Annotated in this window: 12 protein-coding genes; 8 read left to right on the plus strand and 4 right to left on the minus strand. The window is 46.3% G+C overall.

Annotated elements, in window-relative coordinates:
• Positions 1 to 33: 33 nt before the first annotated feature.
• Positions 34 to 1,458 carry an argininosuccinate lyase gene (gene argH / locus NFR28_RS05530; RefSeq protein WP_251178825.1) on the minus strand — a complete coding sequence of 475 codons (1,425 nt, stop codon included), beginning with the start codon at positions 1,456 to 1,458 and terminating at the stop codon, positions 34 to 36.
• A gap of 72 nt (positions 1,459 to 1,530) precedes the next feature.
• A complete protein-coding gene (locus tag NFR28_RS05535; RefSeq protein ID WP_251178826.1) occupies positions 1,531 to 2,898 on the minus strand; it encodes an argininosuccinate synthase in 1,368 nt (455 codons plus the stop codon).
• A 616-nt stretch (positions 2,899 to 3,514) separates the two neighbouring features.
• Here NFR28_RS05535 and NFR28_RS05540 point away from each other — a divergent pair.
• The 7 genes from NFR28_RS05540 (at position 3,515) to NFR28_RS05570 (ending at position 14,724) form a co-directional block, all read left to right on the plus strand.
• Complete coding sequence (locus NFR28_RS05540) at positions 3,515 to 6,472, plus strand: response regulator (protein WP_251178827.1); 2,958 nt, start codon at positions 3,515 to 3,517, stop codon at positions 6,470 to 6,472.
• Positions 6,473 to 6,762: 290 nt separating this feature from the next.
• Positions 6,763 to 8,505, plus strand: coding sequence for an FAD-dependent oxidoreductase (locus NFR28_RS05545; protein WP_251178828.1), 1,743 nt, complete (start codon positions 6,763 to 6,765; stop codon positions 8,503 to 8,505).
• Positions 8,506 to 8,508: 3 nt separating this feature from the next.
• A complete protein-coding gene (locus tag NFR28_RS05550; RefSeq protein WP_251178829.1) occupies positions 8,509 to 9,015 on the plus strand; it encodes a cytochrome c3 family protein in 507 nt (168 codons plus the stop codon).
• Between the two features lie 134 nt (positions 9,016 to 9,149).
• Positions 9,150 to 10,610 (plus strand): helix-turn-helix domain-containing protein, encoded by a 1,461-nt coding sequence (locus tag NFR28_RS05555; protein WP_251178830.1) that lies wholly within the window; start codon positions 9,150 to 9,152, stop codon positions 10,608 to 10,610.
• A gap of 53 nt (positions 10,611 to 10,663) precedes the next feature.
• Positions 10,664 to 12,232 carry an amidohydrolase gene (locus NFR28_RS05560; RefSeq protein WP_251178831.1) on the plus strand — a complete coding sequence of 523 codons (1,569 nt, stop codon included), beginning with the start codon at positions 10,664 to 10,666 and terminating at the stop codon, positions 12,230 to 12,232.
• A 280-nt stretch (positions 12,233 to 12,512) separates the two neighbouring features.
• Positions 12,513 to 13,676 carry an LCP family protein gene (locus NFR28_RS05565; protein ID WP_251178832.1) on the plus strand — a complete coding sequence of 388 codons (1,164 nt, stop codon included), beginning with the start codon at positions 12,513 to 12,515 and terminating at the stop codon, positions 13,674 to 13,676.
• Between the two features lie 49 nt (positions 13,677 to 13,725).
• Positions 13,726 to 14,724 (plus strand): LCP family protein, encoded by a 999-nt coding sequence (locus NFR28_RS05570; protein WP_251178833.1) that lies wholly within the window; start codon positions 13,726 to 13,728, stop codon positions 14,722 to 14,724.
• A gap of 127 nt (positions 14,725 to 14,851) precedes the next feature.
• Here the strand turns inward: NFR28_RS05570 and NFR28_RS05575 are convergent, their stop codons facing one another.
• Together NFR28_RS05575 and NFR28_RS05585 are read right to left on the minus strand one after the other, a co-directional pair.
• A complete protein-coding gene (locus tag NFR28_RS05575; RefSeq protein WP_251178834.1) occupies positions 14,852 to 15,961 on the minus strand; it encodes a glycosyltransferase family 2 protein in 1,110 nt (369 codons plus the stop codon).
• Between the two features lie 64 nt (positions 15,962 to 16,025).
• Positions 16,026 to 17,987 carry an MBL fold metallo-hydrolase gene (locus tag NFR28_RS05585; RefSeq protein ID WP_420840400.1) on the minus strand — a complete coding sequence of 654 codons (1,962 nt, stop codon included), beginning with the start codon at positions 17,985 to 17,987 and terminating at the stop codon, positions 16,026 to 16,028.
• A 176-nt stretch (positions 17,988 to 18,163) separates the two neighbouring features.
• On the opposite strand from NFR28_RS05585, the gene NFR28_RS05590 reads away from it, so the two are divergent.
• Positions 18,164 to 20,612: N-acetylmuramoyl-L-alanine amidase (locus NFR28_RS05590; protein ID WP_251178835.1), on the plus strand; the 2,449-nt coding region annotated here is incomplete at its 3' end.

Consider the following 20,612-nt stretch of genomic DNA (forward strand, 5'->3'; position numbering starts at 1 on the left):
CTTATGCGTCCGATTCCTTTTTGTGGGGCTAGCTTACTTCTTGTTGTGTTGTGCCTGAGTAGCCAGTGAGGCAACAAACTCATAATCTTTGTGAAGCACACTCCGGGCTTCATCTTCTTGTATGCGTACTGCGTCGTGTCCAGTGCCTCCGTATGTGACGCGGGCGCGCGTAATGGCTGCAAGGTCTAAAGATTCTACGATATCAGCTTCAAAGAGTGGGCTTTCGCGTTGAAAGTCTTCAAGGGTAAGCTCGTCTAAGGTACAACCTCGTGTTTCGCAAAGTTTGACCAAGTGCCCCACGACTTCGTGTGCTTGGCGAAAAGCAAGGTTACGTTTAACGAGATAATCAGCTACATCTGTTGCGGCCAGATATCCTTTTGATACCTGGTCATGCATTGCCTGAGCATGAACGCTCATGGTGGATATCATGCCTTGCATGCACAAATAACACTCTTCAAGCGTGTACGCTGCATCAATGGCGCCCTCCTTGTCTTCTTGAAGATCTTTGTTGTAGGCAAGGGGGAGAGACTTAAGGGTCATGAAAAGTGCTACGAGATCCCCTACAACGCGCCCCGTTTTACCGCGAATTAGCTCTGCAAAGTCGGGGTTTTTCTTTTGCGGCATGATAGATGAGCCAGTAGAAAACTTATCCGAAAGCGTTATGAAGCCAAATTCTGTACTTGACCACAAGATGATTTCTTCACAGAGGCGCGAAAGATGAATGCTGGAGACTGAGCATGCGTAGAGCAGGTCAAGCAAAAAATCCCTATCTGATACCGCATCTAAGGAGTTGGGAATTACTTGGTTGAAGCCGAGCGCAGCAGCAGTTTGCGTGCGATCGAGCGGATAGGTTGTTCCCGCAAGAGCCGCTGCTCCTAAAGGCGATGCGTCTGCGGCGCAATAGGCATGTTTAAGTCGCGTGAAATCGCGTGTGAACATCCATACGTAAGCAAGCATATGGTGCGAGAAGAGCACGGGCTGGGCATGCTGCAGGTGGGTGTACCCTGGCATAATGGTATCGAAGTGCTCATGTGCACAGGTCAAGAGTGCTTCGCGTAGCGCCGTATTTGCCTTCATAAGATCAACAATACGCTCTTTGGTAAAGAGTCGCATATCGGTTACTACCTGGTCATTTCTGCTTCTGCCCGTATGGAGACGCGCACCAGCTTGCCCTATGCGTTTGATCAATTCGGATTCAATAGCCATATGGATATCTTCGTCATTTATATCAAAAGCAAAAGTGCCTGCTTCAATTTCAGATTCAATGGCTTTGAGCGCCGTTTGGATGGCTTGCGCATCTGCTTGGGGGATAATTCCTTGATTGGCAAGCATAGCAGCATGTGCGCAAGAGCCCGCTATGTCTTGGGCGTAGAGTTGTTTGTCAACAGGCAACGATGCTCCAAAACGCTGCGTTAATTCATCTACATTTTCGCTAAATCTACCAGACCAAAGAGCCACAATTCCTCCGTTTCATAAAGGTTGGTTTATAGGTTGGGGGTTCAGATATAAAATCCCAGGTGTTATGTCGGGTTACGCAGTGGTGTGAGTATTGGTTTCAAATTCGCAAACGCTCGTCACTTGATTTGAAAGCGGATGCATATCTGCTCCCATATCTAAACGATTTTTCGCCCATACCTTACATGAGAGCGAATGTAGTTCAATAAATCCTTTTGCAGCGTTTTGATCAAATTCATCTTCTTGACCATAGGTTGCCAACTCAAAATCGTAGAGTGAATAATCTGATTGGCGACCTATGACTGTGCAGCTGCCTTTGTAGAGTTTAAGTTTGATGGTGCCGGTAAGGCATTGCTGTGTGTGAGTCATGAATGCGTCAAGAGCTTCTTTAAGAGGGGAAAACCACTGGCCATTGTAGACACATGTTGCCCAAAGCTGTTCTAGGCTCAGCTTATGGCGAAGAACGTCGCGCTCAAGACAAAGGTCCTCAAGTGCTTTGTGTGCGGTAATGAGAGTGATTGCAGCTGGGCATTCGTAGCATTCGCGACTCTTTACGCCGACAAGCCTGTTTTCAATCATGTCAAGGCGCCCAATTCCATTCTCACCTGCAATAGTGTTGAGCGTCTCAATGATTGTTTGATAGCTCATTGGTTCATTGTTAAGTGCGCAAGGAATGCCTTTTTCAAACTGTATGGTGATAGTGGTGGGAGTATCGGGGGCTTCTTGGGGTGAAGTTGTCATGGTGTAAATATCTGCCGGTGGCTCCATCCATGGGTCTTCAAGGATGCCACATTCTATTGCACGACCCCAAAGGTTGTCGTCAATAGAATAGGGTGAAGCTTTGGTGGTGGGTACCGCTATCCCATGTTCAGCCGCCCAAGTCATTTCTTCTTCGCGAGAGCCAAGATCCCAATCCCGTACAGGAGCCAAAATGGAAAGAGTGGGATCAAGCATGAGGATGGAAGACTCAAAGCGAACCTGATCATTACCTTTTCCTGTGCACCCATGCGCAATGTATTTTGCGCCAACTTTGTGCGCTACATCGACAAGGTGTTTACAAATCAATGGACGAGATAATGCACTGACCAAGGGATACTTGTTCTCGTAAAGCGCATTTGCGGCAAGGGTTGCACTGAGATACTCATCTACAAAGGCTTGGCGCATATCAATAACTAGACATTGGGACGCACCGGTTGCAAGTGCTTTAGCTTTAATTGATTCGAGACCATGATGTTCCTGTCCAACATCACCGACGACAGCTACAACATCAAGGTTGTAGTTCTCACTGAGCCATTTAATGCACACAGACGTATCAAGACCACCTGAATATGCTAGTACTACTTTGTCTTTTGGTGTCCCATTTTCGTTTTTGAGTGTGTTTTGCTGTGGGGAAAGTGGATGTGGGCTCAGTGATTTTGCGGCAACGGGGTCAAGCTGTGACATGTTAGTTCCTTTCAGTCAGAGGGATGGTGATTGTCTGGCATTCAGGTACAACAATGTGCAGAAACGACGCCAGACAACAGACACCTTTATCGTGTTTGATAAGGGTGTGAATTGATTGATTGCCAAAGAAATGCGATCGCGTAAATTAGCGTCGTCGCAGATGAAGGGCAACCTTGCGGTTGCGGCGTCGGTAAGATAAGCAGATAAAGGAGTTATCTAAAGCGCTTTGTGCAAATGCTGCAAAAGATGCTTGGTGGATAGCATGTTGCATATGCGCTTCTCCTTTCTACTTTCCCGTGCGCACAAGATGTGCGTGTTACATGATGGGTGATAGTAACAGACGCGTCACGAAAAGTTGAGAAAAATCATCAAGAAATTGTGAAATGGAGTAAAAATATGCAAAAACGGTATAGATAAGGCGAAAATTATGCATATGCACAAAAAGTGCAGAGAGAAGTGAAGTATGTTCGATTTCTTTAGATCACGCAAACTAGACAACACAAAAGAAAAAAGTCATTACCGTATAATGCGTGTCAAATAAACTTGCGAATAGTCAGCGCATTTAAAAAGAGACAATTCAATGTATCCGATTTGTTATGGGAGATGGGGTTGTCCTATGAGTCGAGCCAAAGAAACAAACATTCAAGCAAGGAATCGTGTTTTGGCAGCATGTGCTGCTATCTGTCTATTGGTCATAGCGCTGTTGCTCTTTATGAACGCTAATACCAAGCGTATCGTTACTCAAAACGATCAGTATTTAGAGACTTCAACTGGCCAAACAACGCGTCGAGTGAATGATACTTTTGATGCTTCGCTGCGTGTTGTGCAGACGGCTGCTACTATTTTTGAAACCAATTTACAAAGCCCTGATGTTGATCCGATAGATGCAGTGAACGTTTTGGATCTTTCGCAATTTGATGACTCTTATTTCATTATGGCTGATGGTATGGCATATAACCGAGATGGCCGCAAGGCTGATGCCACAGACCGGTATTACTATTCAGCAGGTATGGCGGGAGAGAGTGGTGTGTGCTATATCCCCAATGCTATTTTTGGTGGACAGAATGTTATTGCTTTTTTTGCGCCCGTTCATTATCAGTACACAGTAGTTGGTGTCATGGTGTCGGTGTATCACGAAGATTCGTTGACTGAGATTATGACAACCGAGTTCTACGGTGATCCAACCCCAACATATTTGTGTACGCCTGATGGCGTTATCGTTGCGCGCGCAACTCCTAAGGCGTCAACTACCACCTCAATTAACGAGGTCTTTTCAGATGATCAAGTTGATGGCGAAACACTTGAAAGCCTTGATGGGTATCTTGCAAGTGGGACCAATGGAAGCTTTAACTACAAAACACCTGAAGGAGTAGGGAATACCTACGTTTCGCGCTTACAGAATTACGAATGGTCAATCGTGCGTTCGTTTCCTGCTGAGATCACCAATAAAATGGTTATCAATGCGACGTTTGCCGGCATCTTTTTGATTGCGGGCGTGATCATTGCCGCTCTCATTGTGATTGCCGTATTACTTTTGCAAGCTCGCCAACGCAACACCGAGCTCTTGCTTGAGCGCCAAGAGGCAACGCGTATTATTGATGCTTCAACTAATTTATATAACTGCGTGCTTTCGCTTGATCTTGTCAATAAAACGTATGAGTCACTCAAAAATGATGACGCACTTGGCGCTTTGTTGCCCGATGGCAGCTACGACTATCTCTGTCAGACATTTAGTCAGGTTATGGACAAGTCAACAGAAACATCTGATGATCTGGTGTTTTTAGATATTGAAGCCACACAAAAAGCGCTGGGGCCAGGAGTTTCTTTTGTGCAGCAAGAATGCCGCACAAAAGACGACAAAGAGCCGCGTTGGTTTCAGGTTTCCACGTTATGTGTTGCGCGTGATGTTGAGGGAGTTGCTACCAATGTATTGGTTACCATTCAGGATGCAACTGAGGCAAAAACCAAAGAGATTATGTCGCGTGTTGCTCTTGAGGATGCCTTTGGGGCAGCAGAGCATGCGTCCAAAGCAAAAAGTGACTTCCTCAATTCAATGAGTCACGACATTCGCACGCCCATGAATTCAATTATAGGTTTGACTGCTATTGCGGGCATGCATGTTGACAATCCTGATCGTGTGCGAGAGTGCTTAGCTCGTATTACCTCTGCATCAAAGCACCTTTTAGGGCTTATAAATGAAGTGCTTGATATGGCAAAAATTGAGTCAGGTGCCATTGGTTTAAACGAAGAATCCTTTGTTCTTTCAGAGTCCATTGAGAGCTTGATTACGCTCATGAACCCCCAAATTATGGCGAAACATCAAGAACTCAAGGTTGAGATTGCTGATATTAAGCATGAGCATGTAATTGGAGATCAGACGCGTCTGCAACAAGTGTTTGTGAACATTATGGGTAACTCTGTTAAGTTTACGCCTGAAGGTGGACAGATTGGCTTGCGTATAGCTGAACTGCCAAGCCGAATTCCTGAACATGGATGTTATGAGTTTACCTTTACCGATACTGGTTGTGGTATGTCTCCTGAGTTTCTCGAAACGGTTTTCGAGCCTTTCACGCGCGCAAATGATTCTCGTACTACCAAGATTGAAGGTACTGGTCTTGGTATGGCAATTGTCAAAAGCGTAGTAAGCCTTATGAGCGGAACGGTTGATGTTGACTCTGTTGAAGGAGAAGGCAGCACCTTTACCGTGGTAGTTCATTTGAAGCTCTCCGATAAAGCGCAAGAGGATATCTCGGATTTATGCGACATCCGCGTTCTTGTTGTTGATGATGATGTCATTGCATGTGAAGGAGCGTGTGCCATGCTTGAAGAGGTTGGCATGCGTTCGTCGTATGTTTTGTCAGGGCAAGAAGGTATTAATGCAGTGATTGAGGCAAAGCAGCAAAGTGATCCTTTCCGTGCGATTATTTTGGATTGGCGTATGCCTGAGATGGACGGCATCGAAACCGCGCGACGAATTCATGAAGCGGTTTTAGATGCCATTCCAATCATTGTTTTATCGGCATATGACTGGTCTATGATTGAGCGAGAAGCGCGCGAAGTTGGTGTGGATGCTTTCATCTCTAAACCACTTTTCAAGACACGACTTATTCGGGTAATGAAGGAGTTGATAAGCGGTGAAGCTCAGTCGTTTACAGATGAAAGGTCTCTGCTTGAGAATTTGTCATTTGAGGGTAAGCGTGTTTTGCTTGTAGAAGATAGCGCCATGGCAGCAGCAGTTGCTCAGGAGCTTATTGAATTAACCGGCGCAACCGTTGATCATGTGGAAAATGGCAAACTTGCTTTTGAGGCACTTCGAGACCATGAGCCTGGATACTACACGATGGTATTAATGGATATTCAAATGCCTGTCATGAATGGGTATGAAGCCACTGCAGCTATTCGCAAAGAAGGTGAAGTGCGCTCAGATTTGGCACAAATTCCCATTGTTGCACTTTCTGCAGATGCGTTTGCAGAAGATGTTCGACGCGCTCATAGTGTCGGAATGAATGATCACATGTCTAAACCACTTGATGTTGATACGTTTGTGCGCATGCTTCGCAAATGGGTTTCCTAGCACGCAAGCGCGATTGTGCGGCACCTTATGTGCTAGCTCATTCAATATCATTTTGCTAGGGTGAAAGAAGGGGTGAGATACAAATCGCCCTTTCTTTTTATGCTTTCACCCGTTTCATCTTCTTAAGGCGACGGCACAATGCAACTGGTACGGATGCAAGCCGCATGAGCAATTATGCATATTGGGTAAAAGGTACATATACCTCGTAACCTGCATATGTGCCTTTTGGGGTTTGTGCGCACGGATGCGGTTTGCATCTTCGGGAGAGCAACAAATGAGGAGGAGACAAGATGGAAAAGGCAATAAGTTCGCCCAGCCGTCGCGATTTCCTGAAAGCCGGCGGACTTGCACTGCTTGGTTCAGCTGCAGCTGCTGGAGCTTTCAAGACAACTGCACCTCTGCAGGCATACGCCGATGAAGCTGAAGGTGCAGCTATTCCAGAAAAGGGTATTGCCAATTTTGAAACAGATCTGTATTCGGAGGTATTCCCAACTAACGTTCGCTTTGTGCCGGTCGTTGATGCGCCCACTGATATGGATCGTCAGGGTGAAGTAGCGTTTGAAATGCGCGAAATTGGCGAAGACGAGCTTGTCCGAACTGAAGAGGTGGATGTATTGGTTGCCGGTGGCGGCATTACTGGTGTATGCGCAGCTCTGTCAGCTTCAGATGACGGCAAAACGCAAGTACTCTGCCTTGAGAAGATGAGCCAAGGTCGTGGTATGTTTGAAGGCATGGGTGTTACTGGTGGCAAGGCTATGGAAGACGGTGGCTATACCTGCGACAAGGCACTCATGATGGACCGTATGCGTCATGCAGCTTATTATCGTGTACCCATTGATCCTATTAAGCTGTGGGCGGATCGTTCTCCTGAGGCAGCAGACTGGCTGCAAGAGAAATTTGACGAAGGCGATATGGGAATTGTTGAATGGTATAAAGAAAACAATCCAAACGCTCACAATTTCGATGTTCCTCAAACCGAGATTGAATTCAAGTGTGAATCCTGGTCAGAGCAGACCACGAAAAACGCTGGTGGCGCCGGTATCTACATCGTGCAAGATTTGGCAAACACTATCTCAAAGCGTAAAAATGCTGAGATTCGCTATCGCAGCGCAGTTGTTAAACTTGAGCGCGAAGAGGGCGGTCGTGTAACGGGTGCCATTTGCAAAGATGCCGAAGGGTATTTCCGCGTGAATGCTAAGAATGGCGTTATTTTGGCAACGGGTGGTTTTGATGCAAATCCTGCCATGCTTAAGGCATGGTGCCGTCCGGAAGACATTGCAAATGCAGCGTCATGGTGCCCCAACTATGGCACAACAGGCGACGGTCAGCTTATGGGTCTTGCAGTTGGTGGTCAGATGGATCCGCTGCCAGCAGCTGTTATGAACTTTGACTTTGGTAGCCCCGAGTCATTCTATTCGTCCAATCTGGGTATTACTGGTTTGGTATCAGGTGGCCTTATGATTAATGAGCAGGGCAGACGCTTTGCTTCTGAATCGCTGCCGTTCCAGGCTCGTTCAAATGCAATTACCGCGCAGCGTCACTATGGTGAAAACTGCTGGCGTGTAGCAAGTACTGCTCAAGTTCCGAACGAAGCGGTATTAGAAGCGCTTGAACCATTCAAAGAGAAGGGCTGGGCATTTGAAGCTGATTCTATTGCAGAGCTTGCTTCAGCAATGGAAGTGGACAGTGCAACGCTTGAATCAGAAATTGAGCGCTTTAATGGATTTGTGGATGCACAAAAAGACGAAGATTTTAATCGTCCCATGGAGAAGGCTAAAAAGATTGAGGGCGAAAAATACTACGCTATCAAACATCAGTCTTCTATCCTTGCAACCGTATCTGGTTTGGTTGTTGACTACGAATGCCGTGTACTTGACTACGACAATGAGCCAATTGCAGGTTTGTTTGCAGCGGGTGGCGCATCGGGTGGCTTCTTCCACACGAATTATCCGCGTCATATTTTTGGACCGTCAATTGGTCGCTGCGTAACGTTTGGCTATGTTTCCGGCCAGAGTGCCGCAATGGGGGTGTAGGTCATGAAAAAATCACTGCGTATTAAGACGCTTACAAGTATGGGTATTGCCGCGGCATTCGCAGTTTGCCTAGCCGTTGGCTGCTCTCCCTCCGGTGCCGGCGATAAGCCGCTGGCTTCAACCGGCACCGATCTTGCGGCAACCTACACGGTGCATGCTGACAATGGTGAAGGTGGGGCTGGTCTTGCGAGCTATCATATGGCGCTTGGTCAGGATTGCGAATCATGTCATGTAGGTGATATGGCTGCTCAACTTGCAGCGCTTGGAGAGGACGGCGAGCCCGATTGTGCTTCAACCTTCTACAATGACACCATGACATGTCTGTCGTCTGAGTGCCATGTGTCATGGGATAACCTAGCGCAACGCACAGCAGAGTTAGGGGATTATAATCCGCATGACTCAATTCACGGCACGATTGAGGACTGCAATGAGTGCCACAAAGGTCACGCTGAGCAAGTTGATATCTGTGGCGAGTGTCACCCCAATGGTGGACAAACCATGTTGAGTTAATAACTCAATAATCTTCGCCAGACTATAAGATAGTAATGCGTTTTGTGAGGGCAGCATTAGAGCTGCCCTCTTTTTTTGTGCACTCTGATCATGGTATACTGCCTGATCGGGGGTACAACTAGAGGGAGAGCGTGATGAATAAAACATCACCGAATCTATCATCTGATCAAGCAGTATTTGATTTTGAGCAGGAAGCACACCAGGATCGTGTGGTTTCATTTCGCTTTTTTGGAATGGGACTGTTTATTGCATGGTTGTGCTGCACGCATGTTTCGTTGATATTCCCGGGTCAAGGATATGATTTAGGCGCACGAAATGCGTTTGATATAGGCATGCGCATAGGAGATATCACAACGTTTCTTGTCCTTGCTTTGTGCGCTCGAAGAGTAGGGGTGCTCTCATCGCATCCAGGCGCGTGTTTTTCACTCGTAGCTCTTTGTAGTCTTGGTACGGCTCTCTGCGGTTTATATGCGTTGCCATCAGCAAACCTGGTATTTGTTTATGTTGTCTCAATCCCCACGGCTATTGGTGGTGCCCTTCTTTTTTGCCTGTGGGGGCAAGTCTATAGTCGTATGGGGATGACGCAAGCTATCATTGATGGCGCGCTTTCTTGCATTGTTGCTTTTGTGGTTTCATGTTTGGTTTCGTTTATGAAAGAGCCGTTTGCGGTGCTCATGACGGCGCTTTTGCCATTCGTGTCTATAGTGTGCGTTGCCCTTTGTTTGCGCGTGCTTCCCGATGAAAAGCCTGCGGATAAAACCCAACGCTATCCTATGCCTTGGAAGCTGTTAGGCATTATGACGATTGGCAGTTTTATCATGGGCACGTCATCGTTGTTTTTAAACAACGCAGAATACATGGGTTCAATTCATCGAATATTAGCCACGGGCGCTTTTGGCGTTGTAGTGCTTGGGATGGCATATTTACATCGCGAAAAACTTGATGCACGTGCACTTGCTCTGGTCGCATTGGGTCTAGCGCTTTTTTCGCTGTTAATTATTCCGTTTGCAACAGGTGATCTTGGAACTATTGTTTCGTTTACCGAGAAGTTCGCCTTTGTATTCTTTACCTTTTTTGTCCTTATGGTTGTTGTGGGCATTGTGCACCGCTACGACGTTCCGAGTCTTCGTTTGTTTGCGGTGACGCGTTTTTGCACCGAAGGACCGCTTTTGTTAGGCCTTTTGTTTTGTCGCCTGATGCAACAGCTTGATCTGCTGGATAATTCGGTGGTTCGCATTGCACTTGCGCTTGCAGGGCTGGTACTGGTGTTGGTTTGTGTGCTGATTTGGAAAAGCGAGCGATTTGTTAATGCTGATTGGGGTGCTCAGGGTGTTGGTATTGTAAGTAAGCAGCATGTACCCGGACCGCATGAGATATTTATGGCTCGTTGTGATGCATTGGCTGAGCGTTATAATCTTACCAAGCGTGAAATTGAGCTTCTTGCATTAACCCTTGAGGGAAAGACTCGTACACAAATTGAGCAAGAGCTTTATTTATCAGGTAATACGGTCAAAACGCATCTTCGCCATGCCTATGGAAAGCTTGGGGTTCACTCTAAAGCTGAAGTGGCTGAAATCTTTGAGACAGTCGCGTAAGACAAACACTCAACGTGATACCATGCTCCTTTGACGACGAGCAAAGGATCAACATGAAAGTATATGAAGGCACTATTCTTACGGTGGATGCACATGATAGCGTTGCGCGTTTTCTTGTCGAAGATAGCGGAACTATCGTATTTGTTGGCAATGAACTCCCGGAATCGTATTCGCATATTGAGCGCGAGGTACTTAATGATGGCGCGCTGTGTCCTGCTTTTGTTGATACCCATGAGCACTTGGCATCGTTTGCAACATTTAATGCAGGACTTAATGTTATGCAAGCGCGATCTAATGCTGAGATTATGCAGATGGTCACCGAATTCGCTCAAAAGAGTACCGCTAAAACTCTCGTAGCCTTCGGCGCTTCGCCTTATTCGGTGATAGAGGGCAAGCTACTCTCGCGCGAAGAATTGGATATGGCTTGTCCCGATAAGCCCATTTTTATGGTCAAATACGACGGTCGTGCCTGCGTGGTTAATACCAAGCTTTTAGAACTTATCCAGGATAAGGTCTCTGGTCTGCGTGGATATCATCCAGAAAGCGGAGAGATGAACCAAGAGGCATTTTTTGCGGTAAGCGATTACATTACGGGAAGTTTATCTATTCCTGAGCTTATTAGAAACATCCAGCATGCAATGGATTATTTGGCAGCGCGCGGTATTGGTATGGTACATACCGTAAGTGGTGTTGGTTTTGCGGGGAATTTAGATATTAACCTTGAGCAATGGATTGGGAAAAGTGCGCAAAACGGTTTCCAGGTGCGTGTATTTCCGCAGTCAATGGATATTTCAGTGGCAACGAAGCGCAACTTACCGCGCATTGGCGGGTGCTTTGCTTGCGCACTGGATGGATGTTTTGGCAGTCATGATGCTGCATTGCTTGAACCATACAGCGACAGTTGTGGCGGGCAAGGTGTTTTGTATTATTCAGATGAGCAAGTAATTGAATTTTGTAAAGCCGCCAATAGGGCTGGTCTCCAAATTGAAATGCATGCTATAGGCGATGCCGCATTTGAGCAGGCTGCCCGTGCGCTTAAGGCGGCATTAGATGATTATCCTCAAAATGATCATCGTCATGGAATCATACACGCTTGCTTACCTACTGATGAAGCATTGGAGATTTGCGCTCGTTATCATATTCATTTTCCCATGCAAACCAGCTTTATAGATTGGCCACAAGAACCTGATGAGTATCTTGTTTCAGTACTTGGTGATACGCGCGCTCAAAAACTAAATCCACTGCGTCGCTACTGTGATGCTGGAATTGTTTTATCGGCAGGCTCTGATGCACCTTGCACTGATCCTGATCCGCTGTTGTGGATGCATCGAGCGTGTAACCACACCAACGAGCAAGAGCGTTTAAGCATTCAAGAAGCTTTACGTATGTGTACCTATAATGGCGCTTGGACCTGTTTTGACGAAAAAGAACGTGGCTCTCTTGAAGTGGGAAAGATTGCAGACATGGTTGTGCTTTCGCGTAATCCCTATGCTGTTAATCCCAGCAATTTACAAGATATTAGTGTGGAACGCTTATATTTGGCAGGCAAACCTTATGAGGCTCAACGTCAAGGGTTTGTTTCGGCAGTAGTTAAAGGCATGTTTTCACAAGCAAAAATATAACCTCATATATGCATAAAGACGCATGATTTGTGCACTGTACATGCGTTGCTTTCGTGTCCACAAAAGCTAAGTAAGCCGTTAGTTTAGAGGGCTATGTTATTATTTTTAGTTGGCAAATTGCTAAAACATTCGCATTAAAGTGGATCATTTGAGAGATATATCGTTACGTAAAAGGAGTCATATATTGGACACCCGCAATAATGCACGCCATACTACGAGGAATGAACAGCCCTCATATTATGCACGTGATCAGTATGTTGGGGGAGGCAGACATGCGCACGTGCAGAATGGATACCCGGTACAAGGATATCCAACGCAAGGAGCACCCGATTCAACGCAGCGAGCGCAAAGGTATCGAGGCGCCTCGCAAGCACAAAATCTTGGTGCTCATGCTCGTCCAACTGCACAAGAGCTCTATCCTAACTACGTAAACAATCGGAAAAAGAAGTCTCGTGTCAAGCGCATCCTTTGTGGCGTTCTTGCTGCTGTGCTGGCACTTGTGCTGGTGGGCGTCGGGTATGGCATTTGGTACACCATCACCTTGAATAATGCACTTTCTATGGGTGCTGAACAAAATGCTGCGGTTCATGAAGCGCTCGTTGCTTCTGAGGCTGGTCAACCCTTTTATATGCTTGTTCTCGGATCTGACTCACGCGAAGGGTCAGGAACTTCGGATAAAGAATACGAATCAGGAGACCAACAGCGCTCTGACGTTATGATTTTGGTGCGTGTTGATCCGTCGGTTCGCGAACTAACAATGGTAACCATCCCACGTGATACACCACTAACACTTGATGATGGAAGCGTTGTCAAGATTAACGAGGCCTACAATATCGGAGGCGCTCCGATGACTATCAAGGCGGTTTCTGAATTAACAGGCGTGCCTATCTCACATTATGCAGAGATTCATTTCTCTGAATTGGAGGAGATTGTTGATAAGCTCGGGGGAGTGACGGTTAATGTTGATACCGAGTTGTCTTATCAGGATGCTTTGACGGGTGAAACTATCACCATTGAGCCAGGTGAGCAAACACTTGATGGTCAGCAGGCTCAGATTTTTGCGCGAGCACGACACGAGTATGCAACCGACCAAGACATGCATCGCCAAAACAATGTTCGTGAATTAGCAGAAGCAATTCTTAAAAAAGCTTTGGATGCGCCGCTTTTTGATCTTCCAAATGTTGTATTGAGTCTGGCATCTTGTGTGGGAACTGATATGCAAACTCCCGAGATAATTTCTCTTGCAAGTGCTTTTGCAGGTGGGTCGGGCAAGATGACAGTTTATAGCTGTTCAGGTCCGAGTGCAGGCGATATCAATGAGGCAGCTGGTGGCATTTGGCTTTGTTATGAGAATCCTGAAGGTTGGGCAAATCTCATGGAGGTTGTGAAGTCGGGCGCAGATCCATCTGATGTAGATGTGAACTCTACCGCTATTATCCCGTAAGCGTGGTATTGTGTTTCGATACCTAAAACGATAGCCAATAGGAGTACAAATGCAAAAGGAGGATGGCATCGTGAAATTATGTAAGAAGATAGCGCTCTTCGTGAGTGCTGCTATGGTAGCTCTTGCGCTTACAGCTTGCGCTTCGCAATCTGAAGCTCCTGAGCCAACTGACGTTGAGCTAATGAACAACCAAGCAGCTCCCCAGGAAGAAGATGAAAGCGATACGGCACCGTTTTGGGTGCTTTTGGTGGGCAATGACTCTCGTACCGGTACCGTAGAGATTGATAAGCCTGAGTATTCAAATGGAGTTGGTCGTTCCGACACTATGATGTTGGTGCGCCTTGATCCTCAGACGTATCAAATTGGCATTGTCACCATTCCGCGTGACACTATGTGCACCTATGATGATCAGACCATGAAGATCAACGATACGTATTTCTGGGGCGGCATGCCAGCTTTGCTTGAACAAGTAGAGCTGTTGACCGGTGTTAAGCCTCAATACTATCTTGATATGGATTTTGTTGAGTTTGAAAACGCAATCAATAGCATTGGTGGCGTAAACGCTGATGTTCCTATTGATATGCAACTTGATGATATTGTGTCAGGCGAGCGTATTGAGCTTTCAGCAGGTGAGCAGCACCTTGATGGTAGCCAGGCATTGGTGCTTGCTCGTTCTCGCAAGCAATATGCTGATGACCTTGACGCATGCCGTCAAATTCAGGATCGTCAAATTGTTGAGAATCTCATTGAGCAAATTGCAAGCAATCCTGCAGATGCAGCAAGTGCTTGTCAGGCGCTCTTAGACAACATGGACACTGACTGGGATGCAACAAAAATGATTGATATGGTTGGTAACTTCGCCAGCAATGCTGACAAGATTACCATTATTTCAGGAACTGGTCCTTATGCTGGTGGCATTGACGAAGGTACGCAACTTTGGATGACTACACGTGATGAAGCTACGTGGAAAGAGGTTATCAAGGCTGTTGATGCTGGCCAGGAGCCCACAAACATTGTTCCGCTTCCTGAAGTGAGACCAGCTTCTTAAAACCTATAATTGAGATATTGCAAAGAAGCGGACATCAACTTGTGAGTTGGTGTCCGCTTTGTTTAGGCGTACTGAGATTAATAGTTGGACGCTTCTAGCTTTGGTAAGCTGCGTCACGCTTTAAAGTCTAGCGTCCTTCGCGTTTTTTCTTGTGAGTAAGATAGTGGCTTGTAGCTAAGATAGTGAATGATAAACCAGTATTTTTAATGGTGTAAATTCCTTCTTTAACTAGATTGCGCATATAGGCAGCATGTCCGCCTTTGAGGGGTTCAAGTCCCATCATTTCACAATACAATGCCTTTGAGCCAGGGGAGAGTTCGGGATGGGTAAGCACAAGGTTTTGATCCATGCGATCAAACATCGCCTTAGTTGCTTGATATACCTGCTCGTGACTTAAGTCTACATATTCTATAACGCCACTTAAATAGGTGAAGCCGCGAGATATATGTGCTTGCAGGACTTCGCTGTCATTGACAGCAAGTCTATCAAGCACATCTTGCATATCGTTCCAGCGCTCAAAGGGAATCATCGTGCTTTTCTCGGCGAAACTCTGAGATTTTTCCGGTGTTTCTTCGCGATAGCAATAGTAGGGCGTGTCCAGATAAGCAATTGCGTCAGCCGAGCAAAGTGTCTCAATAAGGAAGGGGTTATCTGCCCAGCCCGCACCAGGAATGGGCTTAAAGCGAATCTGATGCTCGTCAAGAAAATCTTTGCGGTAAAGAGCTGACCAGATGCTGGGATGATGTGTAAGAAGGTGCGCAGCTTCAGCAATAACGAAAGGTTGTTTGCTTGGGTGTATGCGGTTTTTGTAACTGCAGTTGAGCTTACGCTGTTTGGGAGTATCAGGCATCCAAATGCGCCAGTAGGGTGTTTTGATGATTTGGGGTGTTTGATCAAGCGTTGCTGCGAAGGCAAGCATGTCTGCATACATGCTCAGTTCAATCCAGTCATCTGGCTCAACAATGGCTATCCATGACCCTTGGGCTTCATCAAGCCCGCGATTACACGTTGCACCGTAGCCTTCGTTTTGCTTGTCGATAATACGTATACGCTCATCTTTATTAGCATAGCGTTGCATGATCTCAAGTGAGTTGTCAGTGGAACCGTCGTTTAAGCAAAGCACCTCAAGATTTTGATGCGTTTGCCCAAGAATACTTTCGAGACACTGTTCAAGATATGGACCTGCGTTAAATGTTGGCACAATAACGCTTACAAGTTCTCGTGTTGGATCGAGCATGGTGTGTTCACCTCAGTGTTGACTGTAAATACATAGGCTTGCGATACGAAGAATCGCAACATTTCTATTGTAAGGCACCAGATGCGTTAAAGGTATAGTAAACGCCGTCGATGGTGGCGCTTCCCGTTATCATTGCTCCCGATGAATCCAGATAATACCAAGTGCCATTAAGCTTGAGCCAGCCGGTATGCATTGCGCCTGAAGCTTTGAGGTAATACCACTTGTTGTCAATGAGCTTCCATCCAGTTGCCATTGCGCCAGAGGGGTTGAGGTAATACCAGCTTCCCTGAACCTTGATCCATCCGGTTGCCATAACGCCATTTGAACGAAGGAAATACCACGAGCCATCAACTTGTTTCCATCCAGTTGCCATCGCGCCTGATGGGTTAAGGTAATACCAGCTACCATCAATCTTGCCCCATCCTGTATGCATAGCTCCTGATGATCGAAGGTAATACCACGTGCCACCAACTTTTGTCCATCCGGTTGCCATGGAACCCGAACCATAGTTTAAGAAATACCACTTATTTGAAATAAGCTGCCATCCTTCACGCATAGCTCCGCTTGAGGGGTCAAGGTAATACCAGGTACCCCAGTTATTTTGCCAGCCTTGTGCCATGGCGCCTGATGATTTGAGGTAATACCATACACCTTGAACGCGGATCCATTGGTTTGAAAGCATTTTTCCGGACGAATCAAGCCAATACCATGCATCTTCGACTTTTTGCCACCCGCTAGCCATACTGCCATCTTCTTTGAGATAGTACCAAGAGCCTTTATCCTTGATCCATGCTGATTCGGTTGCGTAGGGGCTGTTGTTGAACCAGTACCAAGTGTTATTGTGGGAAATCCAGCCATTTTGGGCAGTAGGAACACCATTTTTACTTGCCATAACAAACGGCGATTCATGGCGCAAGCGTAACAAGAGTTTATTGTCCTGCATATTACACGTAATGCCCTGCGAAGAAAGAGTTACAACAATTGCGCGCTGATTTAATGCGGCCGCATCGCCTGTAGTAAATACTGCTGTATTAAAGCGTTCTAAGAGATTAACTGTATCGGAGTTAATGTCGTTATAATGCCCGGTTAAAATAGCATAGTTGGGATGAAGTGTAGAGAGGAAGTTTTTTGTTGTAGAACCATGGTTGCCATGATGACCAATTTTAAGGACATCCACATGACCGAGTTGTGCAGCTAGTCTATCTTCATCGCCGCGATAATTATTGATATCGCCAGCTAAGAAAGCCTTTTTGCCGGAAGTGCTTACCAAAACACCCCAGCTATAATCGTTGCAGTCATTTATGCCTGCGCTCAAATCGTGTCCGTAATTCATGATATCAAGAGTAGCGCTACCGAGCGTTAAGTGGGGGTTGCCTATGTATGTGCCATCTTCAAGTGGCTTTTCGCTTAGCTGCGTTGGAAGTGTTGGATCAAAGGTTTGAACCACGCGTGCTCCAGTAGCCTTTGCTGCTGCCATGAGATGATCATAGACATATTGGTTATCCCAAAGATATGCGGCGTTGGTTATTATGCTGTCGTCGTAATAGGGCGTATAAACAACAGCTGGCTTGAATGTGTTGATTATCTCATCTGCGGTTCCGATATGATCCGAGTGAGGATGGGTACCAATGTAAAAATCGAAGTTTTGTGGCGTCACGCCAAGTGAACGCAAATAAGAGATTACTTCGGTTTCAACGCCTTGTCCGATTGTAATGCCTGGTCGGATGGGGTAGCGCGGGTCGTTTCCAGAAGGTGAGTCACTGTCTTCGCCAGAATCAACCATAGCGAAGTGTCCATTTGATTCGATAACGATAGCATCCATCCAAACGAAAGGGAGTACGTGGATGCGCACCGTTCCTTGAGAGGTTTGAGCGTAGGGTTCAACTGTTAAGTCAGCTTGCGTAGCCTCATTATCTTGGCTAGCGTATGCAAATTGTGCGTTTCCTGCACAAAGGGTAAGTGCTGTAATGCATATAAACCAAACAAGGATCTGTTTAACCTTTGAAGTTAAGGCATGAATAAACATATCGTGAGTAAAGCTCCTTCTTATTGTGGTTTCATGTGGCATTTTTGAAAGATTAGTCAGTATAGACCATTTGCCACTAAATTAACTGCCTTTCAAAAAAGTTGCTGGTATACTTCCATAACAACGCATTCGCGAGACAAATGTAACTTAACTATAGTAGGTACGGGGGTGCTTCTATGAGCCAGTCTCTGGCTAAGTTTGCTCGATCATGCATATCAGTGGTGCTTGCGGGAGCATTGGTTTTTTCATGCCCAGTGCAGGGTTTTGCGTCAGAGCGCGCAGGAGAAGAAAATGATGAAGTTCTTTCTTTTGCTTATGAGTCTGATTATAAAGATGGAGCTATTGATGACCAGTTACTTGGTTCTCCTGAAACCGATGATCAGGCAGCTGGTGGAGCTTTTGACGAGGGAGCTGTGGGTGAAGAAAGCGATTCACCAGCAGTAGACGGGCAATTGTTGGATGAGCCTCAAGATTCTTTGCAGGCGCCCTCTAGTAATCAGGAAAGCTCCGAACAAGATGCATCAGAATCTGTTGTCACAGATGAAATCGTAGAACTTACTGATGATGTTGTTGCTCAGTCCGGCGTTTATGAGGCATTTGAGAGTGCAGATGATGCAGCTGAAAAAGCTGAGCTTTCACCAGGATTTGTGTATTTTGATAACGAGACTATCTCACTTGGTCAAGAGCAGCTCATAGCGCTTATTGTTGATGACGAATCATATGAGGTAGCATCTGCTCGTCTAGCTTATGAAAGCGCGGCAGGCGCTCAAAAAATCATTGAAGCAACTACGTGCGCAGAAAATGCGGCACTATTTTCGATTGTTCCTCATGAGTTGGGCATCTATACCCTTCTAGAAGCTGAGTTTACCAACACGCAGGGTGAGGTAAGTTTGATGAATTTTCGTCCTCAAACAGACGAAGATGGACCTTGCGTCTTTTTGGTAAGTGAGCCGGCGGCAGGTGTTGAGGCGCTTGCTGAGCTGGGTGATGAGGCAGATGTATCTGTCTATGCTTTTGATAGTGAGGCAGATGCGGTTGTTGAGGCGCCTTCACTTGATGTTGCTGCTAGCGTTGCTGATGAAGCACTCGTGGCTGGTGATGCAGTGACTTCTGGCGCTCGTATGCAGGGCCAAGCAATGGCCGCTTCGCCAATTCAGTCCAAAGCGGGAGAGGAAAGTGGAGCACTTTTCCAAGTAGCCTCTCCTGCGCTTGAAAAAGCCAAGCGCGGTGAAACCCTGGTTATTGCATTAGATCCGGGTCACGGAGGTTACGATGGTGGTGCGAATGATTCCATCGTTTCTGGCATTGCAACAGTGCAAGAAAAGAATGTAACTCTCAAGATAGCCAAATATTGCAAGGCTGCTCTTGAGCGTTACAACGTTCGCGTGTATATGACGCGAACCACTGATGAATATGTGGGCTTATCTGAGCGTGTTCGTCGTGCGAAGAATGCTGGAGCGGATGTTTTTATTAGCATTCATATTAATTCTGCAGCGTCAACTTTGGGAAACGGTGCCGAGGTGTGGTATCCGAACTCCAGCAGCTATAGGCACGACTTGCATGAAGAAGGTAAGCAGCTGGCAGGCAATATTGTGAAGAAACTTGCTGCATTAGGCTTGCAAAACCGCGGCATTAAAACACTCAATGCCACCAATGGTTATACCTACCCAAACAATGGTGGTATTGGTGATTACTACACGGTTATCGCTGATGCGCGCGAGTCAGGAATGGCGGGTCTCATTGTTGAGCACGCTTTTATCTCTAATCCTTCAGAGAGCGCAAAGCTCAAGCAAGAATCCTTTTTGAAGCAGCTCGGCGAAGCCGATGCGGCTGGTATTGTTGATACGTATGGTCTTCGAGTTGGCTGGGAACAAGTTAATGGTAAGTGGCGCTTGCTGCTTGGCGATGGAACCTATGCAAAAAATTGCTGGCAAAAAGTCAATGGTGAGATGTATTGGTTTGATAACGACACCTATGCAGCAACCGGTTGGCGCACTATCTCAAACAAGAAATACTACTTCTCTTCTACTACATGCGCCATGCTTAAAGGCTGGCAAAAAATCGGTGGCAAGTGGTATTACTTCCTGAATTCATCTGGCGCCATGCACACCGGTTGGCTTTCGCTCAATGGCGTTAAGTACTATCTTGATCCGTCATCAGGCGTCATGGTTACCGGTCAAAAGAAAATTGATGGCAAGGTATATACCTTTGATGCGTCAGGGAAATTGCAGGTAAACGCTAAAACGGGCTGGAATAAGATTGATGGTAAATGGTATTACTATCAATCAAATGGAGCAGCAAAAACTGGGTGGCTACAATTGGGTAGTTCCTGGTATTGGCTTGATCTGAACTCTGGCGAGATGGCCGAGGGCAAGCTAAAAATTAATGGAAAGTGGTATTACTTTACTCCGGGTAGTGGCGCTATGCGTTCATATTCCTGGCTCAAACTAAATAACGTGTGGTATTGGGCGGATTCATCGGGTGCATTTCGCGAGAATGCATGGTTGCAGTTAGGTGCTACCTGGTATTACTTGAAGTCTGACGGCGTTATGGCAACCGGTTGGGAGAAAGTCAACGGCAAGTGGTATTACTTCAACCCAAGCAATGGTGCTATGCGTACCTATG

This window comes from Adlercreutzia agrestimuris (genome assembly GCF_943193125.1).
Lineage (GTDB): Bacteria > Actinomycetota > Coriobacteriia > Coriobacteriales > Eggerthellaceae > Xiamenia > Xiamenia agrestimuris.